This is a genomic window from Paenibacillus sp. WG02, assembly GCF_055396115.1.
In genome coordinates, this window is sequence record NZ_AP036016.1 from 6,467,254 (window position 1) to 6,485,101 (window position 17,848).

At 43.5% G+C, this 17,848-nt stretch carries 9 protein-coding genes and 3 pseudogenes; 5 read left to right on the top strand and 7 right to left on the bottom strand.

Going from position 1 to position 17,848, the window contains the following annotated elements; genetic code table 11:
- Nucleotides 1-83 precede the first annotated feature (83 nt).
- Nucleotides 84-1,427: an extracellular solute-binding protein gene (locus ACBP55_RS29365; protein WP_464646693.1), complete on the bottom strand. Its 1,344-nt coding sequence runs from the start codon at nt 1,425-1,427 to the stop codon at nt 84-86.
- A 641-nt stretch (nt 1,428-2,068) separates the two neighbouring features.
- Here ACBP55_RS29365 and ACBP55_RS29370 point away from each other — a divergent pair.
- Nucleotides 2,069-2,182: a hypothetical protein gene (locus tag ACBP55_RS29370; protein WP_464646695.1), complete on the top strand. Its 114-nt coding sequence runs from the start codon at nt 2,069-2,071 to the stop codon at nt 2,180-2,182.
- Between the two features lie 278 nt (nt 2,183-2,460).
- Nucleotides 2,461-3,342 carry a glycosyltransferase family 2 protein gene (locus ACBP55_RS29375; protein WP_464646696.1) on the top strand — a complete coding sequence of 294 codons (882 nt, stop codon included), beginning with the start codon at nt 2,461-2,463 and terminating at the stop codon, nt 3,340-3,342.
- An 83-nt stretch (nt 3,343-3,425) separates the two neighbouring features.
- Here ACBP55_RS29375 and ltrA read toward each other — a convergent pair whose 3' ends face one another.
- Nucleotides 3,426-4,838, bottom strand: coding sequence for a group II intron reverse transcriptase/maturase (ltrA, locus tag ACBP55_RS29380; RefSeq protein WP_464646698.1), 1,413 nt, complete (start codon nt 4,836-4,838; stop codon nt 3,426-3,428).
- Between the two features lie 616 nt (nt 4,839-5,454).
- Here ltrA and ACBP55_RS29385 point away from each other — a divergent pair.
- Nucleotides 5,455-6,946: pseudogene (locus ACBP55_RS29385) on the top strand (NCS1 family nucleobase:cation symporter-1).
- 64 nt (nt 6,947-7,010) lie between these two features.
- On the opposite strand, the gene ACBP55_RS29390 reads toward ACBP55_RS29385, so the two are convergent.
- A complete protein-coding gene (locus ACBP55_RS29390; protein ID WP_464646700.1) occupies nt 7,011-7,835 on the bottom strand; it encodes a phytanoyl-CoA dioxygenase family protein in 825 nt (274 codons plus the stop codon).
- 198 nt (nt 7,836-8,033) lie between these two features.
- On the opposite strand from ACBP55_RS29390, the gene ACBP55_RS29395 reads away from it, so the two are divergent.
- Nucleotides 8,034-8,852 carry an AraC family transcriptional regulator gene (locus tag ACBP55_RS29395; RefSeq protein WP_464646701.1) on the top strand — a complete coding sequence of 273 codons (819 nt, stop codon included), beginning with the start codon at nt 8,034-8,036 and terminating at the stop codon, nt 8,850-8,852.
- Between the two features lie 133 nt (nt 8,853-8,985).
- Here ACBP55_RS29395 and ACBP55_RS29400 read toward each other — a convergent pair.
- The 3 genes and pseudogenes from ACBP55_RS29400 to ACBP55_RS29410 all read right to left on the bottom strand — a co-directional run.
- Nucleotides 8,986-9,510 (bottom strand): annotated as a pseudogene (locus ACBP55_RS29400) (IS6 family transposase); the annotation flags it as partial.
- 240 nt (nt 9,511-9,750) lie between these two features.
- The gene (locus ACBP55_RS29405) at nt 9,751-13,239 is read right to left on the bottom strand and encodes a discoidin domain-containing protein (RefSeq protein WP_464646703.1); all 3,489 of its coding nucleotides are present in this window, start codon (nt 13,237-13,239) and stop codon (nt 9,751-9,753) included.
- A 72-nt stretch (nt 13,240-13,311) separates the two neighbouring features.
- A complete protein-coding gene (locus ACBP55_RS29410; protein ID WP_464646704.1) occupies nt 13,312-15,369 on the bottom strand; it encodes an alpha-galactosidase in 2,058 nt (685 codons plus the stop codon).
- A 187-nt stretch (nt 15,370-15,556) separates the two neighbouring features.
- Between ACBP55_RS29410 and ACBP55_RS29415 the strand changes: the two are divergent.
- Nucleotides 15,557-15,676, top strand: a pseudogene (locus tag ACBP55_RS29415) (helix-turn-helix domain-containing protein); the annotation flags it as partial.
- A gap of 54 nt (nt 15,677-15,730) precedes the next feature.
- Here the strand turns inward: ACBP55_RS29415 and ACBP55_RS29420 are convergent.
- Entirely contained in the window at nt 15,731-17,842 is a 2,112-nt protein-coding gene (locus ACBP55_RS29420) for an alpha-galactosidase (RefSeq protein ID WP_464646705.1), read from the bottom strand.
- Between the last annotated feature and the right edge of the window lie 6 nt (nt 17,843-17,848).

Genomic DNA, 17,848 nt, shown 5'->3' on the forward strand with positions numbered 1-17,848 from the left:
TTCTCTATTGATTAGGGCCGACCAACTTTAAATTCTCTTTGGCCAGCCCCGTTTTTATACTATTTATTTGGCTTAAGAAATAATTAATCTGTTAACAATGCGTCGATATCCTTGGCAGCCTTATCCAACTCATCCTTAGCTGTGCCTTTTTTCTTAATAATCGTTTCGAAGGCCAAACCAAGTCGATCACTGATTTTGGACCATTGTGCGCTAGGTGTTCTGGTATATGCACTTTCCAATTCATTAACGAAAGTTGGGAGGTAGTACACATCTTTCAATTTATCAGAGGATGCAGCCTTTTTAACGGTAGGAATTAATCCAACAGATGCCATTTTCACTTGCGTTTCTTCTGATAACATGAATTGCATAAATTTCCAAGCTTCATTCGGATGTTTGGAGCCTTCGAACATGACGAGATCCTCGCCGCCTACAACGGAATGGCTTTTTCCGTCAGGTCCTGCAGGCATTTTGGCAGGAGTCATCGTATTTTTCACACCGTCTCCTAAGATGCTGAAGAACCAAGGGCCGTCATTAACCATCATGTATTTCGCTTTAACTCCGCCATCTTGATCACGCAAACCATCCCATGTTGAAGGCTTGCCACCAGTAATTGTCGGAGCCACTAGACCTTCGTCATTCCAACCTACAACCGTTTCCACAGCCTTAATGCTCTCTGGACTATTTAGGAAGCCCGTTGCTTTGGAGTACTGATCGTCGGTGATTTTACCGCCTAGCGTCCAGAACCAAGGAAGGAAATCCCATGTACCCGTACCACCAATAACGATTCCGAACTGGCCTTTGGCTTTTAATGCTCTTGCCGATTTAACGAGATCATCCATAGTCTTAGGAGGCTCGGTTGTTCCCGACGCAGTCAATATTTCTTTATTGTAAATGCCCGTTCTTGTATTCGTATTCAGCGGTAATCCATAATACTTTCCTTTATAAACATTGGAGGACATCGGCCCTTCGAATACACCCGATTTAATTTGATTGAATTCAGGGAATTTCCCCAGTTCTTTTAATGCTTTCAGCTTGGCAAATTCCCCAACCCACGTAAGGTCCATCCGCATCAGATCTGGAACCGCTCCTCCAGCTGCAGCAGTAAGAACTTGCTGTTCAAGATTTTCGGTTGGCATATTCACTTCATGAATCTTAATGCCTGGATTTGCTTTTTCAAAAGCTGGAATGATTTCTTTTAAGAAGAAAGGTCTCTCACCGGTTCCTTTGTCCTTGTCCTCGCTATAAGTATCCCAGAATTCAATGGTGATCGGTACTTTAGGGCTTTCTGCCTGTTTCACTGCTTCAGCGCTTGGTTGAACGGAAGCATCAGGCGTTGTTGTTGTCTTGCTGCTACAAGCAGACAAGAAAGCGGTTGCAGCCACCGATACAATTAAAGTTTTCGATACGGTTTTGTATAACGCTTTCATTTTCTTTTCCCCCTATGACTAGTTTTGTATTACATTTTTTATTATAATGACAAATCCATTACTAGCAGATAACCCATTTTTCCGTTTTAGTATGCTATGTTAAGGATTTGTTCTAACCCTATAATTTCAGCAGTTAAAGGTATTCTTTATTCATCTAAGACAGAAAAAAAGACACCACAGTGTCATCAACTGGTTAGAATACTTGCACCGAACGACCAATGGATTTACGGAAATATCCGATAAACGTATTGAGACAACAACTACGGTCTGAATTACAAAATAGGTGTGCCGAATTACACCCGCATTGTTTTAGGCTTGCAAGCTCTTAAGCAGATCAATATTTTGTTCAATATCCGGCAACGGATTCGAATCTTTATACTGACCTTATTGGATTGGAAAAGCCGCGAAATTTGCGGCTTTTTCTTTTTCGTGTAGCCCCCCAATTCAACAGGTTGCCCTTTTAGATAGTTTCCTTTCTTTCATTATTCGGAAAGACATGACTAAACCTTACTTTCACCGTAAAAATACACATATTCTGCTGCAGCGAGCCAAGCTTTATATCCGCGATAACTTATCCCAGACCGCTTCATCTTGGGCATGTCGCTGGCTATCTCAACGTCTCAGAACGTCATCTATCACGCTTGTTCTCAGAGGGCATTCACGAGACTTTTACCGACTTTATTCGAAGTGAACGCATACGCCAAGCGGCCCACCTGCTGCTGACAAGCGAGCTTTCCATTAAATTGCCGAAGTGACAGGCTTTTCTTCTGTGCATTGTTTTTCACGTACTTTTATGGAAGAGAAGAATCTGCCACCAGGCAAGTTCCGACAGCAGGAAAAGAATTTTTTGTAAGCTCCAACCACTTTTACATCTGCAATACGACCGTTGGATTTGTTATATTCTGTAGCTCAATGAATACTAGAGCGGAGGTAGCCAAACGTGCATTTCTTTCGTCCGATATGACAGTTATACGTATCGATTTATAACTCTCTCACATAAAATAAATAGAGATAACAAGTGGGAGGTGTTACTATGGCTAGAGTAACTGTGCTAATGCCTGTTTACAACGTGTCATTATATATCGATGAATCTATTTCTAGTATATTGCAGCAAACTTTCCAGGATTTCGAGTTTCTTATTATTGATGATGGTTCAACGGACGGGACTTTAGAAAAAATTCAAAAGTACCATGATAGCAGAATTAAGTTAATCGTTCATTCTACTAACATGGGATTGGTAGAATCTTTGAATCAGGGTATCTCCTTATCCACGGGAGATTATATTGCACGAATGGATGGCGATGATGTTAGTCTGCCGCATAGATTAGAGCGTCAAGTAGCTTTCATGGACTTAAATCAACATATTGGAGTTTGTGGTGGGCAAGCCCAGTTCATGGGGAAGAATCAAATAACAAGGGTGCCACTAAGTCATGAGGAAATCAGATGTTTTCAACTTTTTCACTGTACTTTTGCGCATCCTAGCGTTATCCTTCGAAAGTCTATTATTGATACCTACGGAGTAAGGTATTTCCCTTACAAACACGCGGAGGACTATGATATTTGGAATCGTCTTGCGGATTTTACTCAGCTCACTAATTTACCCGAAGTATTAATAATTCTCAGACAGCATAGCAACCAAGTATCTGTAGCCTCGAAGTGGATACAAGATCGTAACGCCGATGCTATAAGATTGTATCAACTGCATCAACTTGATTTATATCCAACGGAGGAAGAGTACCGGTTACATTTAGATTTCTCTGACTTTAAGATTCGCGTTCATGATTTCGTTCATTATTCAAATTGCCTTGCATGGGCACATAAAATATTAGAAGCAAATTATAAAAAACAAAAATATGATCACGAAACATTAAATCGGGTCCTATCTCAATTCTTTAGTTTATCTGAATGGAATTAATCGGGTAGGAGGCTACCCATTAATTGAATAGCCGACCTCCCACACCACCGTACGTACCGTTCGGTATACGGCGGTTCCTAAGTTTACGCAGTGACTTGTCGATAATAATCTGAAAAGAATAAGAATCCGAGTCCTTTGATCGTGTTATTTCCGAGGGATTTGTTGAGGATTGGGCTATTGGAGGTTCTCCAATAGCTCTTTCTTGTGTTGGCGTACTCCCATGCTTTCTGTTTCTGGATTCCGAGTGATTGCAACATTGCGAACTTTGTCTTCACTCGTTTCCATTGTTTCCAGTAGATCATGCGGATTCGCCTTCTCATCCATTCGTCCGTTGTTTGGAGCAGTTTCTTCATGTCGGCTATTTTGAAATAGTTGACCCATCCCATTATGTAGCGTCTAAGTTTCTCCACACGATCTTCATTTCCTACTCCATTACTTCTGGATGTAAGTTCCTTTATTTTAGCTTTCATCTTTGCAATGGATTTCGTGTGAATTCTGACCCTTGTTTCTCCATTTCGCGGATAGAATGAGAATCCAAGAAATTTGACTCTCGTCGCCTCGTCCACTACCGTTTTCTCCCGATTCACTGTGAGAAATAATTTCTTCTCGATGAAAGGAAGAATGTTCTCTAGTGTCCGCTCGGCGCTCCTTCTACTTTTGCAAAAGATGAGAAGGTCGTCCGCGTATCGCACAAACTTATGATCGCGGCTTTCCAACTCCTTATCCAGCTCGTTTAGCATGATGTTGCTCAGTATTGGACTTAAGTTTCCGCCCTGCGGCACGCCAACTTCGGATTCCTCAAAGTGATGTTTCACGATGACGCCAGCTCTCAGATACTTATGTATGAGCGAAATGACTCGCCCGTCTTTGATGGTTCTCGATAGCACTTCGATGAGCTTATTTTGGTTAACCGTGTCAAAGTATTTCTCTAGGTCCATGTCGACTACATATTTGTATCCTTCCTCTATGTTATTTTGGCTTCTCCTGATGGCATCGTGTGTGCTCCGCTTGGGGCGGAATCCGAAACTGTTCTCTGAGAACTGCTTCTCGTAGATGGGTGTAAGTATTTGGGCAATTGCCTGCTGGATAACTCGGTCCACGACGGTCGGGATTCCTAGATTTCTTTTCTTTCCGTTCTCTTTCGGTATTTCTACCCTTCGAACGGCATTCGGACGATAGTTTCCGTCCAGAATGGACTGCCTGATGTTCTCTCCGTTCTCTTTGAGATATTGCAGAAGTTCATCTACTTTCATCCCGTCGATACCATGAGAGCCTTTATTCGCTTTGACCTTTTTGAACGCTTGGTTCATGTTGTCTCTGCTAACGATTTCCTCAAGCAGTCCCTTCTTCGACTCGTTTGCGTTGGTGTTGCCTGTTTCAGTTATCCTCTCAGGATTGTGCACTCCCGCATATCCTTCATGTTCCGCATTATCTTTCTGCTTGGAGCCTTCTGCTCGAAGTTGGCTGCCCTTTATTCCTGTATTGGTAACTTTCATTGACTAACACCTCCTAAGGTTCAGCCCTTCCCTCATGTCGTCGACTACATCAGGTACTATGGCCTCTGCTGACTTCTCATGATAAATCTTATTTCAACCGTGATTCGAAATGATCTTCTCACGTCCATGAGATCTCCCACGGTAAGACGATTCACTTTCCTTCCATGTACCCACATCATTTACATTGGTATGTCCGTGTAGTTATTGGACTTCGTTTTGTTATGCAAACTCATCCCATACCTTATGCCTGATAATGTTCGTGTTCCTTGGGTCGGAATTTTGCCTCCAGCTTCCTTCAGATTCCACCTTACGATGGACACCCTTGCTCTTGGCTAGTGGTTGGTAACTACAAACCCCCACAGTGGACTTTCACCACCTAGTTAATCGCCATGCGTGGCGCACATAAATTAAAACACCCCTCTTCGGGGTGTTTTGTATGTCTATTTGGCACCTGCTGTATATCGATCCCCCTACATACCCCTGCTGGGCTCGAAAAAACATAAATAAAATGCTGAATGTATTTAGAACCACAAAATATAATCTACTAATGGACTGGGTTCTCCATCCGGCCGTAACCTTCCAAAAAGCATTTACAATTTTATTAGGAGGAATCTTTATGCAACTGCAGGTTGAAGAGAATGGCATTGTGACACTGACTCCGGAAGGTGAAGAACTCATTAAAGACAGCCCCATGTATAACGAAGGGTTGCGTCCAACGAGAAAAAATGAACATAACTGGACAGCTTACAACTTTGCCAGCTTGTGGATCGGCATGTGCATTTGTCTTCCGTCTTACGCGCTTGCTGCAGGGTTAATTTCTCTTGGGATGAATTGGTGGCAAGCGGTTGGAACGATTATTCTGGGCAATCTGATTGTACTCATCCCCATTTTATTAAATGCTCATGCCGGTACAAAGTATGGAATTCCATATCCGGTCTATGCTCGTCTCTGGTTCGGCTCAAGAGGCGCGCATATTCCATCGATGGCTCGAGGCATTATTGGCGCAGGCTGGTTCGGTATTAACTGTTGGTTCGCCGCAGGAGCGCTTGATACCCTTCTAGTCGCCATGAGCGGCTGGGGAAATATAGCCGGACACCTTGGAATTTCCTTTGCAATCATGTGGATCTTGAATGTCTGGATTGCTTACAGAGGACCTGATGCTATTCGCCGGATGGAATTCTGGGCGGCTCCCACTTTAATTGTGATGAGTCTTGCGTTATTGGTATGGGCTTTAACTTCTGCAGGGGGTCTGGGGTCCGATGCTATCCGCTCCTTCTAAATTGACCTCCACAGGAGAATTCATGAAAGTCTTCTTCCCATCCTTAACAGGAGCGATTGCTTTTTGGGCAACTTTGGCACTGAACATTCCTGATTTTTGTCGGTATTCCAAAAGCCAAAAAGCGCAAATTATCGGTCAAACTACCTCGATGCCTACAACAATGGGCCTGTTCTCCTTCATCGGCGTCGCCGTTGCTTCTGCCACAGTCGTTATTTTTGGCGAAGCCATCTGGGATCCCGCGGCTATATTAGCTAAATTTTCACCCTTTGTCATCTTCCTTGGAACCTTAGGGATTATTTTAGCTACAGTCACCACAAACGTAGCGGCAAATGTCATTGCACCTGCTCGCGCCGTAGAAAATCTAATGCCTAAAAAGCTAACCTACCGTACTGGCGTTATTATTACAGGTCTTGTTGCACTTCTCATGCAGCCGTGGTACATCCTTGAGAATTTTGGGAACTATATTTTCATCTGGCTTGGAACATACGGCGCATTATTAGGTCCCATAGATGGAATTGCGATTGCAGATTACTGGTTCGTTCGTAAGAGCAGAATCCATTTATCTGAGCTCTATCAACTTGACGGAAGATATTCCTACCGCGGAGGCTTTAATCAAAAAGCAATTTATGCTCTCTTAATTGGTATTATCATCCCAATAGTATGTAAATTCATAACCCCATTAACTTTCGTCTGGGACGGGGCATGGATTTTCGGATTAATCCTCTCCATGTTCTTTTATACATGGTTTATGAACAACGATGAATCTTTGGTTTCCCCTACGGAATATAAATCCGTCACTAAACATATTGGCCAAAAAACCTCTGTGTGACGAGATGCTGAAGAGGCTGTCTCTTAGGTTGCTGTGGACCTTTAGGGACAGCCTCGATTTGCCCTTATTTAGAGTGACCCTTCGGCTTTTTGCCGCTCCATCTTTCGTCTACTTTCTCGCTCACGGATTGGTATCTCGCGTCTACACTGATCCGATACTGGTTCGTCGTATTCTCGAGTGAACAATGCATTAAATACATACCGAAAATGATAACATCTCCTGCATGAAATTCCGTTGTCGCCCACTGGCCGCCAAATTTCTCCGTAATGACCAGCGGATCATCGGTATAGTGTCCAATACCGTCCCTATCCGAATCCATTGTGCCGTAAGAACGTTTCAATTCTTCGAAACGGTGTGAACCGAGACAAATAGCCAAACCACCCATTTCATACGAAACGTCTCCCAGTGGAGACCATACGGTGTAGACGTTTTGTGTTCCTCTACCCATATAGACAATGTCATAGTGGGCCCCTGTGAAATCCCCTTTACCAACCGCACGAAGCCATTTGTAATGATACGTTAACGACTGTTCGCCAAGGATTTCATCAAAAAAGCGCATGATATGATCTCCATTTAATACATTAAGCAAAGCGGGCAGATCCTCATTTGTCCCCCCCATGAAAATGCTTTTGCTGCCGTCGGCCATGACGCCCTCTTCCAACAGCGTGTCCCGATCCAACTTGCCCATTCGGTCCATTTTTTCCAAAATACTTGTTCGGGCATTGAGCACCTTATCTCGATCATGGAATCCGCGGATCAACAAATACCCATCTTCCTCCATACGTTCGCGAAGTGCCCCCACATCGTGCAAAATATCATTCGAACTTCTGAGCTCCGTTAAGTGCTGACCATCCATCTCCAATTCGCGACTGCCTACCTTCACCATCATTTGCACATACACTCCTCTGCTTATTCAAGATCAAGTCATTTCGTTTATGGCTTATGTATTAAGTGTAGGGGAAATCGACGAATTCATCCATGGATAGCTGTATTTAATTCATGTATAATTGTACATATTATGAGTTAAATTTGAGTATAAACAACTGATCTAATGTATTATAGAACGAAGTTGAGGTGGTGGAAATCGATGTCCTACATGAATATCCCGTATGGATTAGGGGAAAAGGATGTTCCCCTTTGCAAATTTATTTCCATTTGGGAAGTGCAGGCAGACGACGCATATCAAATTAGTAAAAAGGAGGGATTCGACACCCCCGGCCTGTTTATCACCTATGAAGGAAAAGGAACCCTTTCTCAATTAAATGACACCTATGAACTACACGCAGGCACATTTTTTTTCGTTCAGGAGGCAATTCCGTCTACGTATAGATGTCAAAATAATGATTGGAAGTTTTATTTTCTTGACTTTAGCAGCCTGGACATGCCGCTCCTTCTCCAGCTTCCCGTCTGTGAGATCGTTTCAACGGGTAAAATCGCTGAAGCCGTTCAAATATGTGAGCGAATGATCAACAACCTGATTGCACAACCAACTGGATACGCTTACTCTGCTAACATACTGCTGCAGGAAGTACTACTCCTTTTCGCCCGAGAGCAATCGGTTGCGTCTGCCTCCCGTCATACGGAGCTCGACAAAATACTCATCTATATACATAAAAATATGGCCAAACCGATCCGAGTCGAAGAACTCGTACAACTTAGCGGCTTGTCCCGTACGTCCTTCTTTACCCGTTTTCGTTCCATAACCGGACTATCCCCTAGCGATTATATGTTGAAGCTAAAACTAGAGTCGGCGAAAGTATCTCTCGAGACGACAAATTTATCAGTTAAAGAAATCGCAGCTAACCTACATTTTTATGACGAATTTCACTTTTCTAAGCTGTTTAAGAGAACCTGCGGCCTCTCCCCAAGCGCATTTCGCCGTCTGAACGATGATAAAAAAAGATAGTCACCCCATAGGGACAACTATCTTCAATACTAACCGTCTGCTCAGATCTAACCATCAGTGGGAAACCTTATAACTGAGGGTTCTGGTGCAAGGATTAAAAAAATTCACAGTTACCCGACAAACTATACTTTGTCTATGCCACTAAACCAAATATCTTATTGAGCCATTCAACAGCTGAGAGGACAGACGAATTATCATCAGCCTGCCCTTTCCTTATCATATGCAAGGCCTCAATTCCCTTTACGTCTGATCCGCTGTAAGAAACGATTTGAACCCAAGATTTGGTTTTGTGATTTTCTTTATGAACCGATGATCTTGCTCCACAATGTTGTTTAGATATTACACGTGGGATTTGAGTATGTCGACAGGACAAAGCCTTTATAAAGAAACGCTTAGCTGCCTGCATATCCCGATTTTCAGATAACATGAAATCAATGGTTTTCCCCATAGAATTAACTGCCCGGTATAGATACTTCCACTGACCTTTGACTTTGACGTAGGTTTCGTCAGTCCTCCAAGAATCGTTTGTAGGTTTCAAAAAGGGACGGATTCGTTTGTCGATTTCGGGTCCAAATTCATGGACCCATCTCATGTTCGTTGTATGAGAAATCTTTAATCCTCGTTCGTTCATCATTTCAACTATATCTCGATAACTTAAACAACAAAGTACTTGTCTTTGAGATAACTCTCTCCACATCTAATTAAATTTTTACTGTAACAATTTTAAAACTCAAAGTTGTAGCTACGGCACGTTGGTGTCCTCATTTGTGCTGTCATTGCCTTTGTTAGTTGTGCTGTCCATTACCGTTATTATCGTAATCTTTGTTATTTTTGTTATTTTTTTTATCGTCGTCATCTTCGTTGTTGGTTTTGGCCTTTTGCCCAGATATAGTAACGGTCAATGCTCCGAATTTACCTGAGCCATCTTTTGCAGCAGCTCTGGTGCGGTTGTCTCCACCCCAACATTAATTTCTGCCGCAGAAGCATATCCATTAACCCCGACTAAAGCTTCAAGCTTAATAAATTGTGCCATTACGGGTGTAAAGGTAACCGTCTTCAGCAAAGCATTATTATCCCAATTACCATGTACAACCTTCGTGAAGTTCAAACCATCATTGCTTACATAGATATTGTATTCAGTAATGATCCCATTTGGGCCGTCATTTCTTGGAAGGTACTTTAAGCTACTAACATTGTAGGAACCGCCCAGTTTTAGTGTTAAAGCCTGTGGTAGATAATCATAAGGACTCCATGATGTATGCCAAAGCGTTCCTGGATCGCCATCAATAGCGTTTGTAGCCGGATTCCAAGTCTCTTGCGCACTTGTTGCAGAGGCAGTCATCTGTGATTGCGGTATATCTTGACTAACGGTGAAATGGATTGTATATGTCTTTGTTGTAATGCCATCTAATGCTGTGACCACGACAGTTGTTGTTCCAGGCAAGCTTAAAGCTGGTTTCACTACTGCATTTGCTTGATTTTCAGCTTTTACTGTTGCGGCTACTGTTGGAACTATAGTCGTTCCAAAGGGTAATTCTATGTCGTAGCTTTCAATATTTCCAGTGAATCCGGTTATCGTTGCTCCATTTACTGTTAAATCAGCCAATGCTGCCTCTGTCTTTGCTTCCGGCACAACAGTAAAATAGATTGTATATGTCTTTGTAGTCCTTCCGCTTTCTGATGTTACGTCTATTGTCGTTGTTCCCGGTAAGCTTTTAGCTTTCGTTTCTTTTGCTTTAGCTCGGCTGTTTATAGTTGTTGTTGTTGCTTTAATCTTAGGTACTTTCGTTGTACCGTACGGGAGTACAATAGAATAGTTTGTCTCATTAAGCGCAAAACCCTTTAATGCCTCTCCATCCATTGTTATACCGCTTAATGTTGTATTCTCGCTTGTCTCATCCAGCTTGACGATTGTTGATTCTCCTGGATTAAGCGTTAAGCTAAGTGCTCCAGTCGCGCTTGTTGTGGTGTTGGTCCATAAATCCGTTACGGTATAATTTGTTGTTCCGTTTAAACCAGCTCTTGATAAATCTATAGTTTTTGTAGCGCTTGAATTTATATCATAATTGAATACGGCAATATAATGCTCTCCTTTGTCATCAAGTGTAAACGTATCAGCTGCCCCTACCCCAGTATTGCCTTCAACAGGTTTGAACGATTTGCCTCTCTTTGCCAGATTATTAATGTTTGGATTTGTCAGGTATATTGACGCCTTGTTTTGGGCATTTACATCACTCAAATCATCACCATCCAAGAAAACAGTCCCGGCAATGGCAGCGCCGTTGACTCTAGTTTTGGCGTCGGTATCGCTATATATGGCCCCGGAATTACTCTTATACAGCACCATATTATCAGGATCATTATAATTGTATAATTTTTCATTCATCCACCAACCATAGGATACGGAGTTCAACGTGTATTGCGTCTCACTCACTTTCCCAAAGGTATCAGTTGCAATCCGTCTCGCCTGCCCATATTGGTACGGGAACAAAGGTGCAATAGATAGACTTATGAACATAGACCCATTAATTTGGTCTTTAATAGATTGCATGCCTTTATTATATGCCTGAATACCAGTTTGAACAGTTGGATCGTAATGTATGCCATTGTTAGAACCACCTTCAAGGGAACCATGGGTTAGAAAATCCAATTTAATATACTCAAAACCTTTACTTTTCAAGTATGAAAATTTGTGATTATTCATTTCTATTGTTCCAGGGTGCGTCGGGTCGAGGGCAAAGGCCCCATCAAGCGATATGGGTGTACCATCACTCTTTCTCATCACAATATCACTATATTTATAGTTCGTTCCCTCAACCTGTGCATTTAGATCCGAACCCCAATACACAAAAGGTCCCCAGTAAATCCCGGCCTTCTGACCGTTATTATGAGTGGCAGTTACAAAATTACTCAGTTGCGTATCAGTAAGGTTAGTCCAATACGAATCCAGATTTACATAAGCAGTTTCGTTATTGCTAAAGTTGTTGTTCATCAGACTTTTCTTTATAAAGTTCGCTGCAGCCGTGGCCTTCGTATAATTTAACTTGGTTCCGAGCCCTCCCCAGCTATTCCATCCAAAAGGCACGCCTCCGCTCCAAGTGAACTTTGGAACTTGAGCTGCATTTTCATTGGCATAGGTTTCCATTCCATTTCGCCAATCCATGAAATACCCAACAAATACCTTAGGAGAGTTTATCGTGTTCCCGGTAACCTTGCCATGAGGCATCACATCGCGGGTCGAATTATAATCAGTACTCCCGCCAAACACATTTAGGTTGATTAGCTTATTGCCTACACCATTATAGTAAATGCCGGTTTTCCATGTATCATGTACAACCGACCCGATAACCAATCCATTCCTGCTGGTATTATCGTAGAAGGCTGTTACTTCATTGCTCGTTGCCGTATTATTTATCGACATTGCATTATAGCTGACCCAAGCATCGTTATCAAATGGAACCCATAACGCCCTAACATTTGAATATTGACCTATATCTACATTGCCTGTAGGATCCACTACGATGGGTGCAATCCGGTTCGCACTTAAGTTAGCACCATCTACTTCTACAAGTGTATTGAAATAATCCTCGTTAACCATGTAAAAATGCTGCTTCATGGTAGGCAGCCCGCTGCCTTCAAGTGTAATTGTTGTTTCTGAGCCTGATGTTGAAACTGTTCTAGTCGTATAATCCTTGCTTGTAATATAGTTATCCAACTGGACGCTTGCATAAAAGTTCGCTATTTTTTTAACGCCTCTTGCATAATAATTGGCTACTCCGTTGTTTAGATCATATTCAATTTTCACATTTCCATTGATGATATTAACAAAATGACTATTTGGGTAAATGACAGGTTCACTTGGATTCCCCCCAGAACCCGTCACTGGTTCGTTTGAAATGGTTATTCGATCCAAATCCGGCGCATATCCCCCCGCCTTATCAAACTTGATCGTGTTATCTCCTGCTGTAAGGGCTACAGTAGTTGTAACCGATCCTACCGTATTCCAGGATCCTGTAGATGGCGTTGTTAGATATACCACATCTGCATTATTATTTACCGTATAGTAAAACGAGCGGTTGTTATCCCCAACAATATAATAAACGTTCATTGTATAATTGCCGCTGACAGGAACATTAACATGGTTAATGATTACAGCGCCATTTCCGAGGTTATTTACCTTCTTCCCATTCGAACAACCCGCGCAATCTCCTATACCAGCTCCATTCAAAAGCGTATTTCCAGATGCTTCCGCTTCATATGATTTGTTTGTCTCCGCTGCTAGAGTTTTTGTCGGATTCATTGTAGCTCCTACCATCAAATTAGGTAATAGAAATACAAGCATTAAACAATAAAAACCCACATTTTTGAATCTTCTTTTAGCCGCCATAATTAACCTCCCAATTTTCAGAAATTTTTTCGGATTCGCCTTGTTTCTTTAACGCTTGCTGAACATGAAACATTATGTTCTGCTCAGCTTGAAAATCTTGGATTCCGCAGGTTGCAAATCTACCGTAAGCTCCTCCTGAACCTCGCTTCTCGTGCTTTCCCACAAATCGGATACGGTGTATCGTTGACTAGGATCGAGCCCCGCCCGTTCCAGAGAAATCGATTTCCTAGCAGACTGTTCCCCATCGAAATTAAAAACAGCGAGATAAACGGAATGGTCCTGGTCCGCACTGTACAGGATGAAAGTATCAGAAGCCTTGTCGCCAAAGTTCCCCTCGACAGGCCTAAAAGTTCTCCCCAAACGCGCAATATCCATGACTTCCTGATTTTGAAGCCAGGATTTGGCTCGCCAAGCCGCTTCCTCATTGCGAAAATCATCTCCCAGCAATAGCACAGTCCCCGCAATAACGGAAGCCGTCAGGCGGCTTCGCCCTTCATGCCGGGTCGTCGATTCCTGATTGAAGCTCTTATACAGCACAGAATGGTCCGGATCATTAAATCGGTACAAGGTATCGTTCATCCACCATCCGTGCGTCAGTGAATTCAACAAATATTCTGTATCCTTTATCGTCCCGAACACATCGCAGGAAATTCTACGGCTGTGGGCATACGCATAAGGAAACAACGGTGCGATGGACAAGTTGATAAACACCCTTCTTCCCGCCTCTTCCGGAGATAGCTTATTCGTCAAATAGGACAGACCGTAGTTGTAAGCGGCAATACCCGTCGTAATCTTCGGATCGTGGTGTCTTCCTTCAAGCGCACCATGCGCCATAAAATCCAACTTGATGTATTCGAAGCCTTCCGAGATAATTTTGCTCGTGAACCAATCGATTCTCTCAAGCGTTCCGGGATGCGTCGGATCGATCGCTAGCCCTCCGGCAATATCCGGCAGGATCTCCCCGTCAGCATCCCGGAGCAGAATGTCGCTGTACGTGTACTTGCCATTCGTTCCTTCGACAGTTTGACTGAACTGTGCAGGACTCCCCCAGAAAGCGAATGGGGTCCAGTACGTGCCAGGTTTGTGGCCGTTCTGCCGGACTCTGTTCAATGCATCTTCCATTTCTTCAGCCGTCAACTTGTCCCAGAAGGCGTCAAAATTGATATAAAGAGTATCCTCGTTCTGAAAACCTAGCGATTGCACTTCCTGTTTCAAGAAATCGCTAGTCGAGATATACAAGTCATAATCCAACTCGCTCATTGCTGCAGACCAACTGTTCCAGCCAAACGGAGCGCCGCCATCCCAGTTCAGCGAAGCGGCTATGCGGGTGTTGGCCCATCCATACGTCTCAAGCCCCTCCCGGTAATCTTCATAGAATCCTGCAAAAACAAGCGGAGATTCGATACGTGAACCCAACACATAGCCATGCGGTTGTGAATCGCGCGTCATTACGCCCGTTGCCCCGCCATACAATTCGATCTCATCCAGTTTTCCAGCTTGCTCGCCTTTGATCCGAATGCCTGTTTTCCATACATCATGCGTGATGGAGCCCAAGATGAACCCGTGCCGCTTACCGGGCTGATACAAGGCGGTAACTTCATAGCTTTCGGTTTCAAGCGGCAATGGTTGCGCGACATAACGCACCCATTTGTCATTATCATAAGGAACCCGCAGCACTTGAAGCTCATCCTCCGGTGCGGTTCCATTGTCAAATGACAATACATTCGTCTTCATAACTGCAATTCGGTTTAACTTTGTTTCTTCCTCATGGATCACAACGACTTTGGTCAAAAAGTAAGATGCATCCTCGTACATATAAAAGTGCTGCTCCAGATTGGGAAGGCTGGACGATTCGTGTAGAATAACCACATGCACGCCTTTACCGAAACCATCCTCAATTTCCTCAGGTTGTTCATTCATGACATGGCGTTCATAAGCTCCCGTATGATATTCCCGACCGTTCCAGCGAAAGGCGCTGCGTACTTCTTTCAATATAAGCAAACCTTGCCACGCACAAGAATACTCGCCTTTTTCCAGATCCATTTCGATGTGCACCAGACCATTATCCACGCAAATAAGTGACTTAGACTCCACTTTCATGCTCACCCTATTTTCATTGTTCACGTTCATACTTTTGCCTCCTGTTCATTGCATCTTAAGCTGCAAAATCTGCCTGTATTCACAGCTTGCTACCATTATAAAAGACTAAATAAAGCGTTTTCTATACAACGATCTTCCGATCTATATCGGGAAGTGACGTATCTTACGCATTTCGTGATAATCCCTGTAATCCTGGTGCGTACAGCCAACCATCGAGCAAAGCATCAAAGAAATTAGCATTCGACTCGGTTTTCAGGATCCTTACTATTTCTTACGAATCTTCAAAAAAATAATGGGGAAGTCTCCTTCCGAGTATCGTAATACTCGGAAGGGGTGACTTCCCCTTGTTCCCGTTCTTGAAAAGACACTGGAGGCGTTTCTACTTGCTCTCTTATGCTTTTTCTTGAATGCGGTACATCAGACTATCAAAATCGCCACGTAATGGCAGTTCTATCCCAATGTTCATTAGTGCCTTGCCTGTCCATTCTCCCGGAAGTTGCTGGATCACATACGTCTTATCGGGGTATAGTCCTTGCAAGCGAAGACGAGGTAGCGGTTCACCCAGTCGTTGCGAGTGAAGGAAGGCGAATAACACCGTCTCGGATGACTGCTTATTTACATACTGTACGGCCGTAACCCCTTGTTTCTTCAGCGCATCTAGACGGTATTGCAGACCGTATTGTACCAATGGACGGATTTCTTTGTACTGTTGGACGAAGCCTGCAGACTCCTCAATCCATTCGTCGCTCCACTCATTCAAATTAGAACCGATACCGAGCGTCCCCATCATTGCACTATGGAACCGGTATTGCAAGGAGGTTACGCGCTTGTTCATCCCGCTGATGGCTTCGGTTACCCAACAGGTCATCATCTTCGGCGCATAGACGTAAGAGAATCCTTCTTGAATACTTAAACGGTCGAATGCGTCCGTATTATCGCTCGGCCACGACTGATCTGCATAACGAAGAATGCCCAAGTCAATCCGTGAACCGCCGCCCGCGCAGGTTTCAAATGCAACATGCGGGAATCGTTCCCGAAGTTCAGCCCATATTTCATATATGGTTTGAACATGCCGGATCCAAATTTCCTTCTGTCGATTCAAGGGATGATCCTTCATCCCCGGCTGTGTAATGGTTCGGTTCATATCCCATTTAATAAATGTAATGTCATGCTTCGATAAGAGATCAGTCATGAATTCAAGAATATAGCTCTTCACTTCCGGTTTGGAGATATTCAACAGCAGTTGATTACGTAATTCCGTACGTCCGCGTGTAGGGAAGTGGTAGACCCAGTCTGGATGCTCACGATACAAATCACTGTCCGGATTGACCGATTCCGGCTCCACCCAAATCCCGAATTCCATGCCAAGATCATGAACTTTATGAATTAATTCATTTAACCCATTCGGGAATTTCTCCTTGTTCACGAACCAGTCACCTAGACCTGCACGGTCATGGTTTCGTTGCCCGAACCAACCATCATCGACAACGAAGAGCTCCACGCCTAACTTTGCCGCTCTCTCCGCTAACGCCATTTGATCCTTGGCATTCACATCGAAATAGGTCGCTTCCCAAGAGTTATAAAGGACTTTTCTTGATTCTTGACTAGGAATGACATAATCGTATTGATATTGATGAAGATGACGGCTCATTTCACCAAAACCACTTGCTGTGCAGCCTCCAACAAACGTAGGCGTTTCAAAGCTTTCGCCAGCTCCTAGCGTCCATTCACTATCAAAATCATTGATCCCGCCGGTTACTTTCACTTGATTGAATACCGTCTTCTCGACTGTGATCTTCCAGTTACCGCTCCATGCCAGGGCGCCGAACCATACATTCCCGTTCTCTTCGGTTGCCTGACCGTTATCGATCGCGAACCATGGATTCGCATGTCCATCCGTGAATCCTCTTCTGGATTCGATCACATGCTTACCTTGGGATAGCACGGTGTCACGAAGCTGGAATTCCCCCGACCACTTCCCTGTTACATGCGTCAACCGATAATCTTGCAAATGAGGGATCGACCACGCTGCCGATTGCACGTTCTCCAAGATGACGTCATGCGTGCCTGTATTTACGATTTTCGCGGAGCGTACCACCAAGTCAAACTCAGGGATAACCATATAAGATAAATGCGTTTCTAAAGGATATACCTCATCCTTCAGGGTAATAATGAGCGCTTCATTTCCATCTTGCTCCGTGATTTGATGACCTGCGTAATTCATACAGAGATCGCGTACGCCATCGTGCCATGTAACTTTGAGCGAAGGCTCCGTATAGACAAGTCCGCCCCAGAAGCTATACTCTTCCACTTCCCGCTCTACTTCTGCATCGAAGGAGCTATGAGACCGGGAACCTAGCAATGAAATGCAATCTTCTACATCAACCGAAGCTCCCCAATATAAATGCTGCAAACTCCCTTTTTCATTTAATCCAAATATATAGGACGTTTTTTTCATTTGGATCGCAAAGATTCTATGTTGTTCGTTAACCTGAATTGCCATTATAAT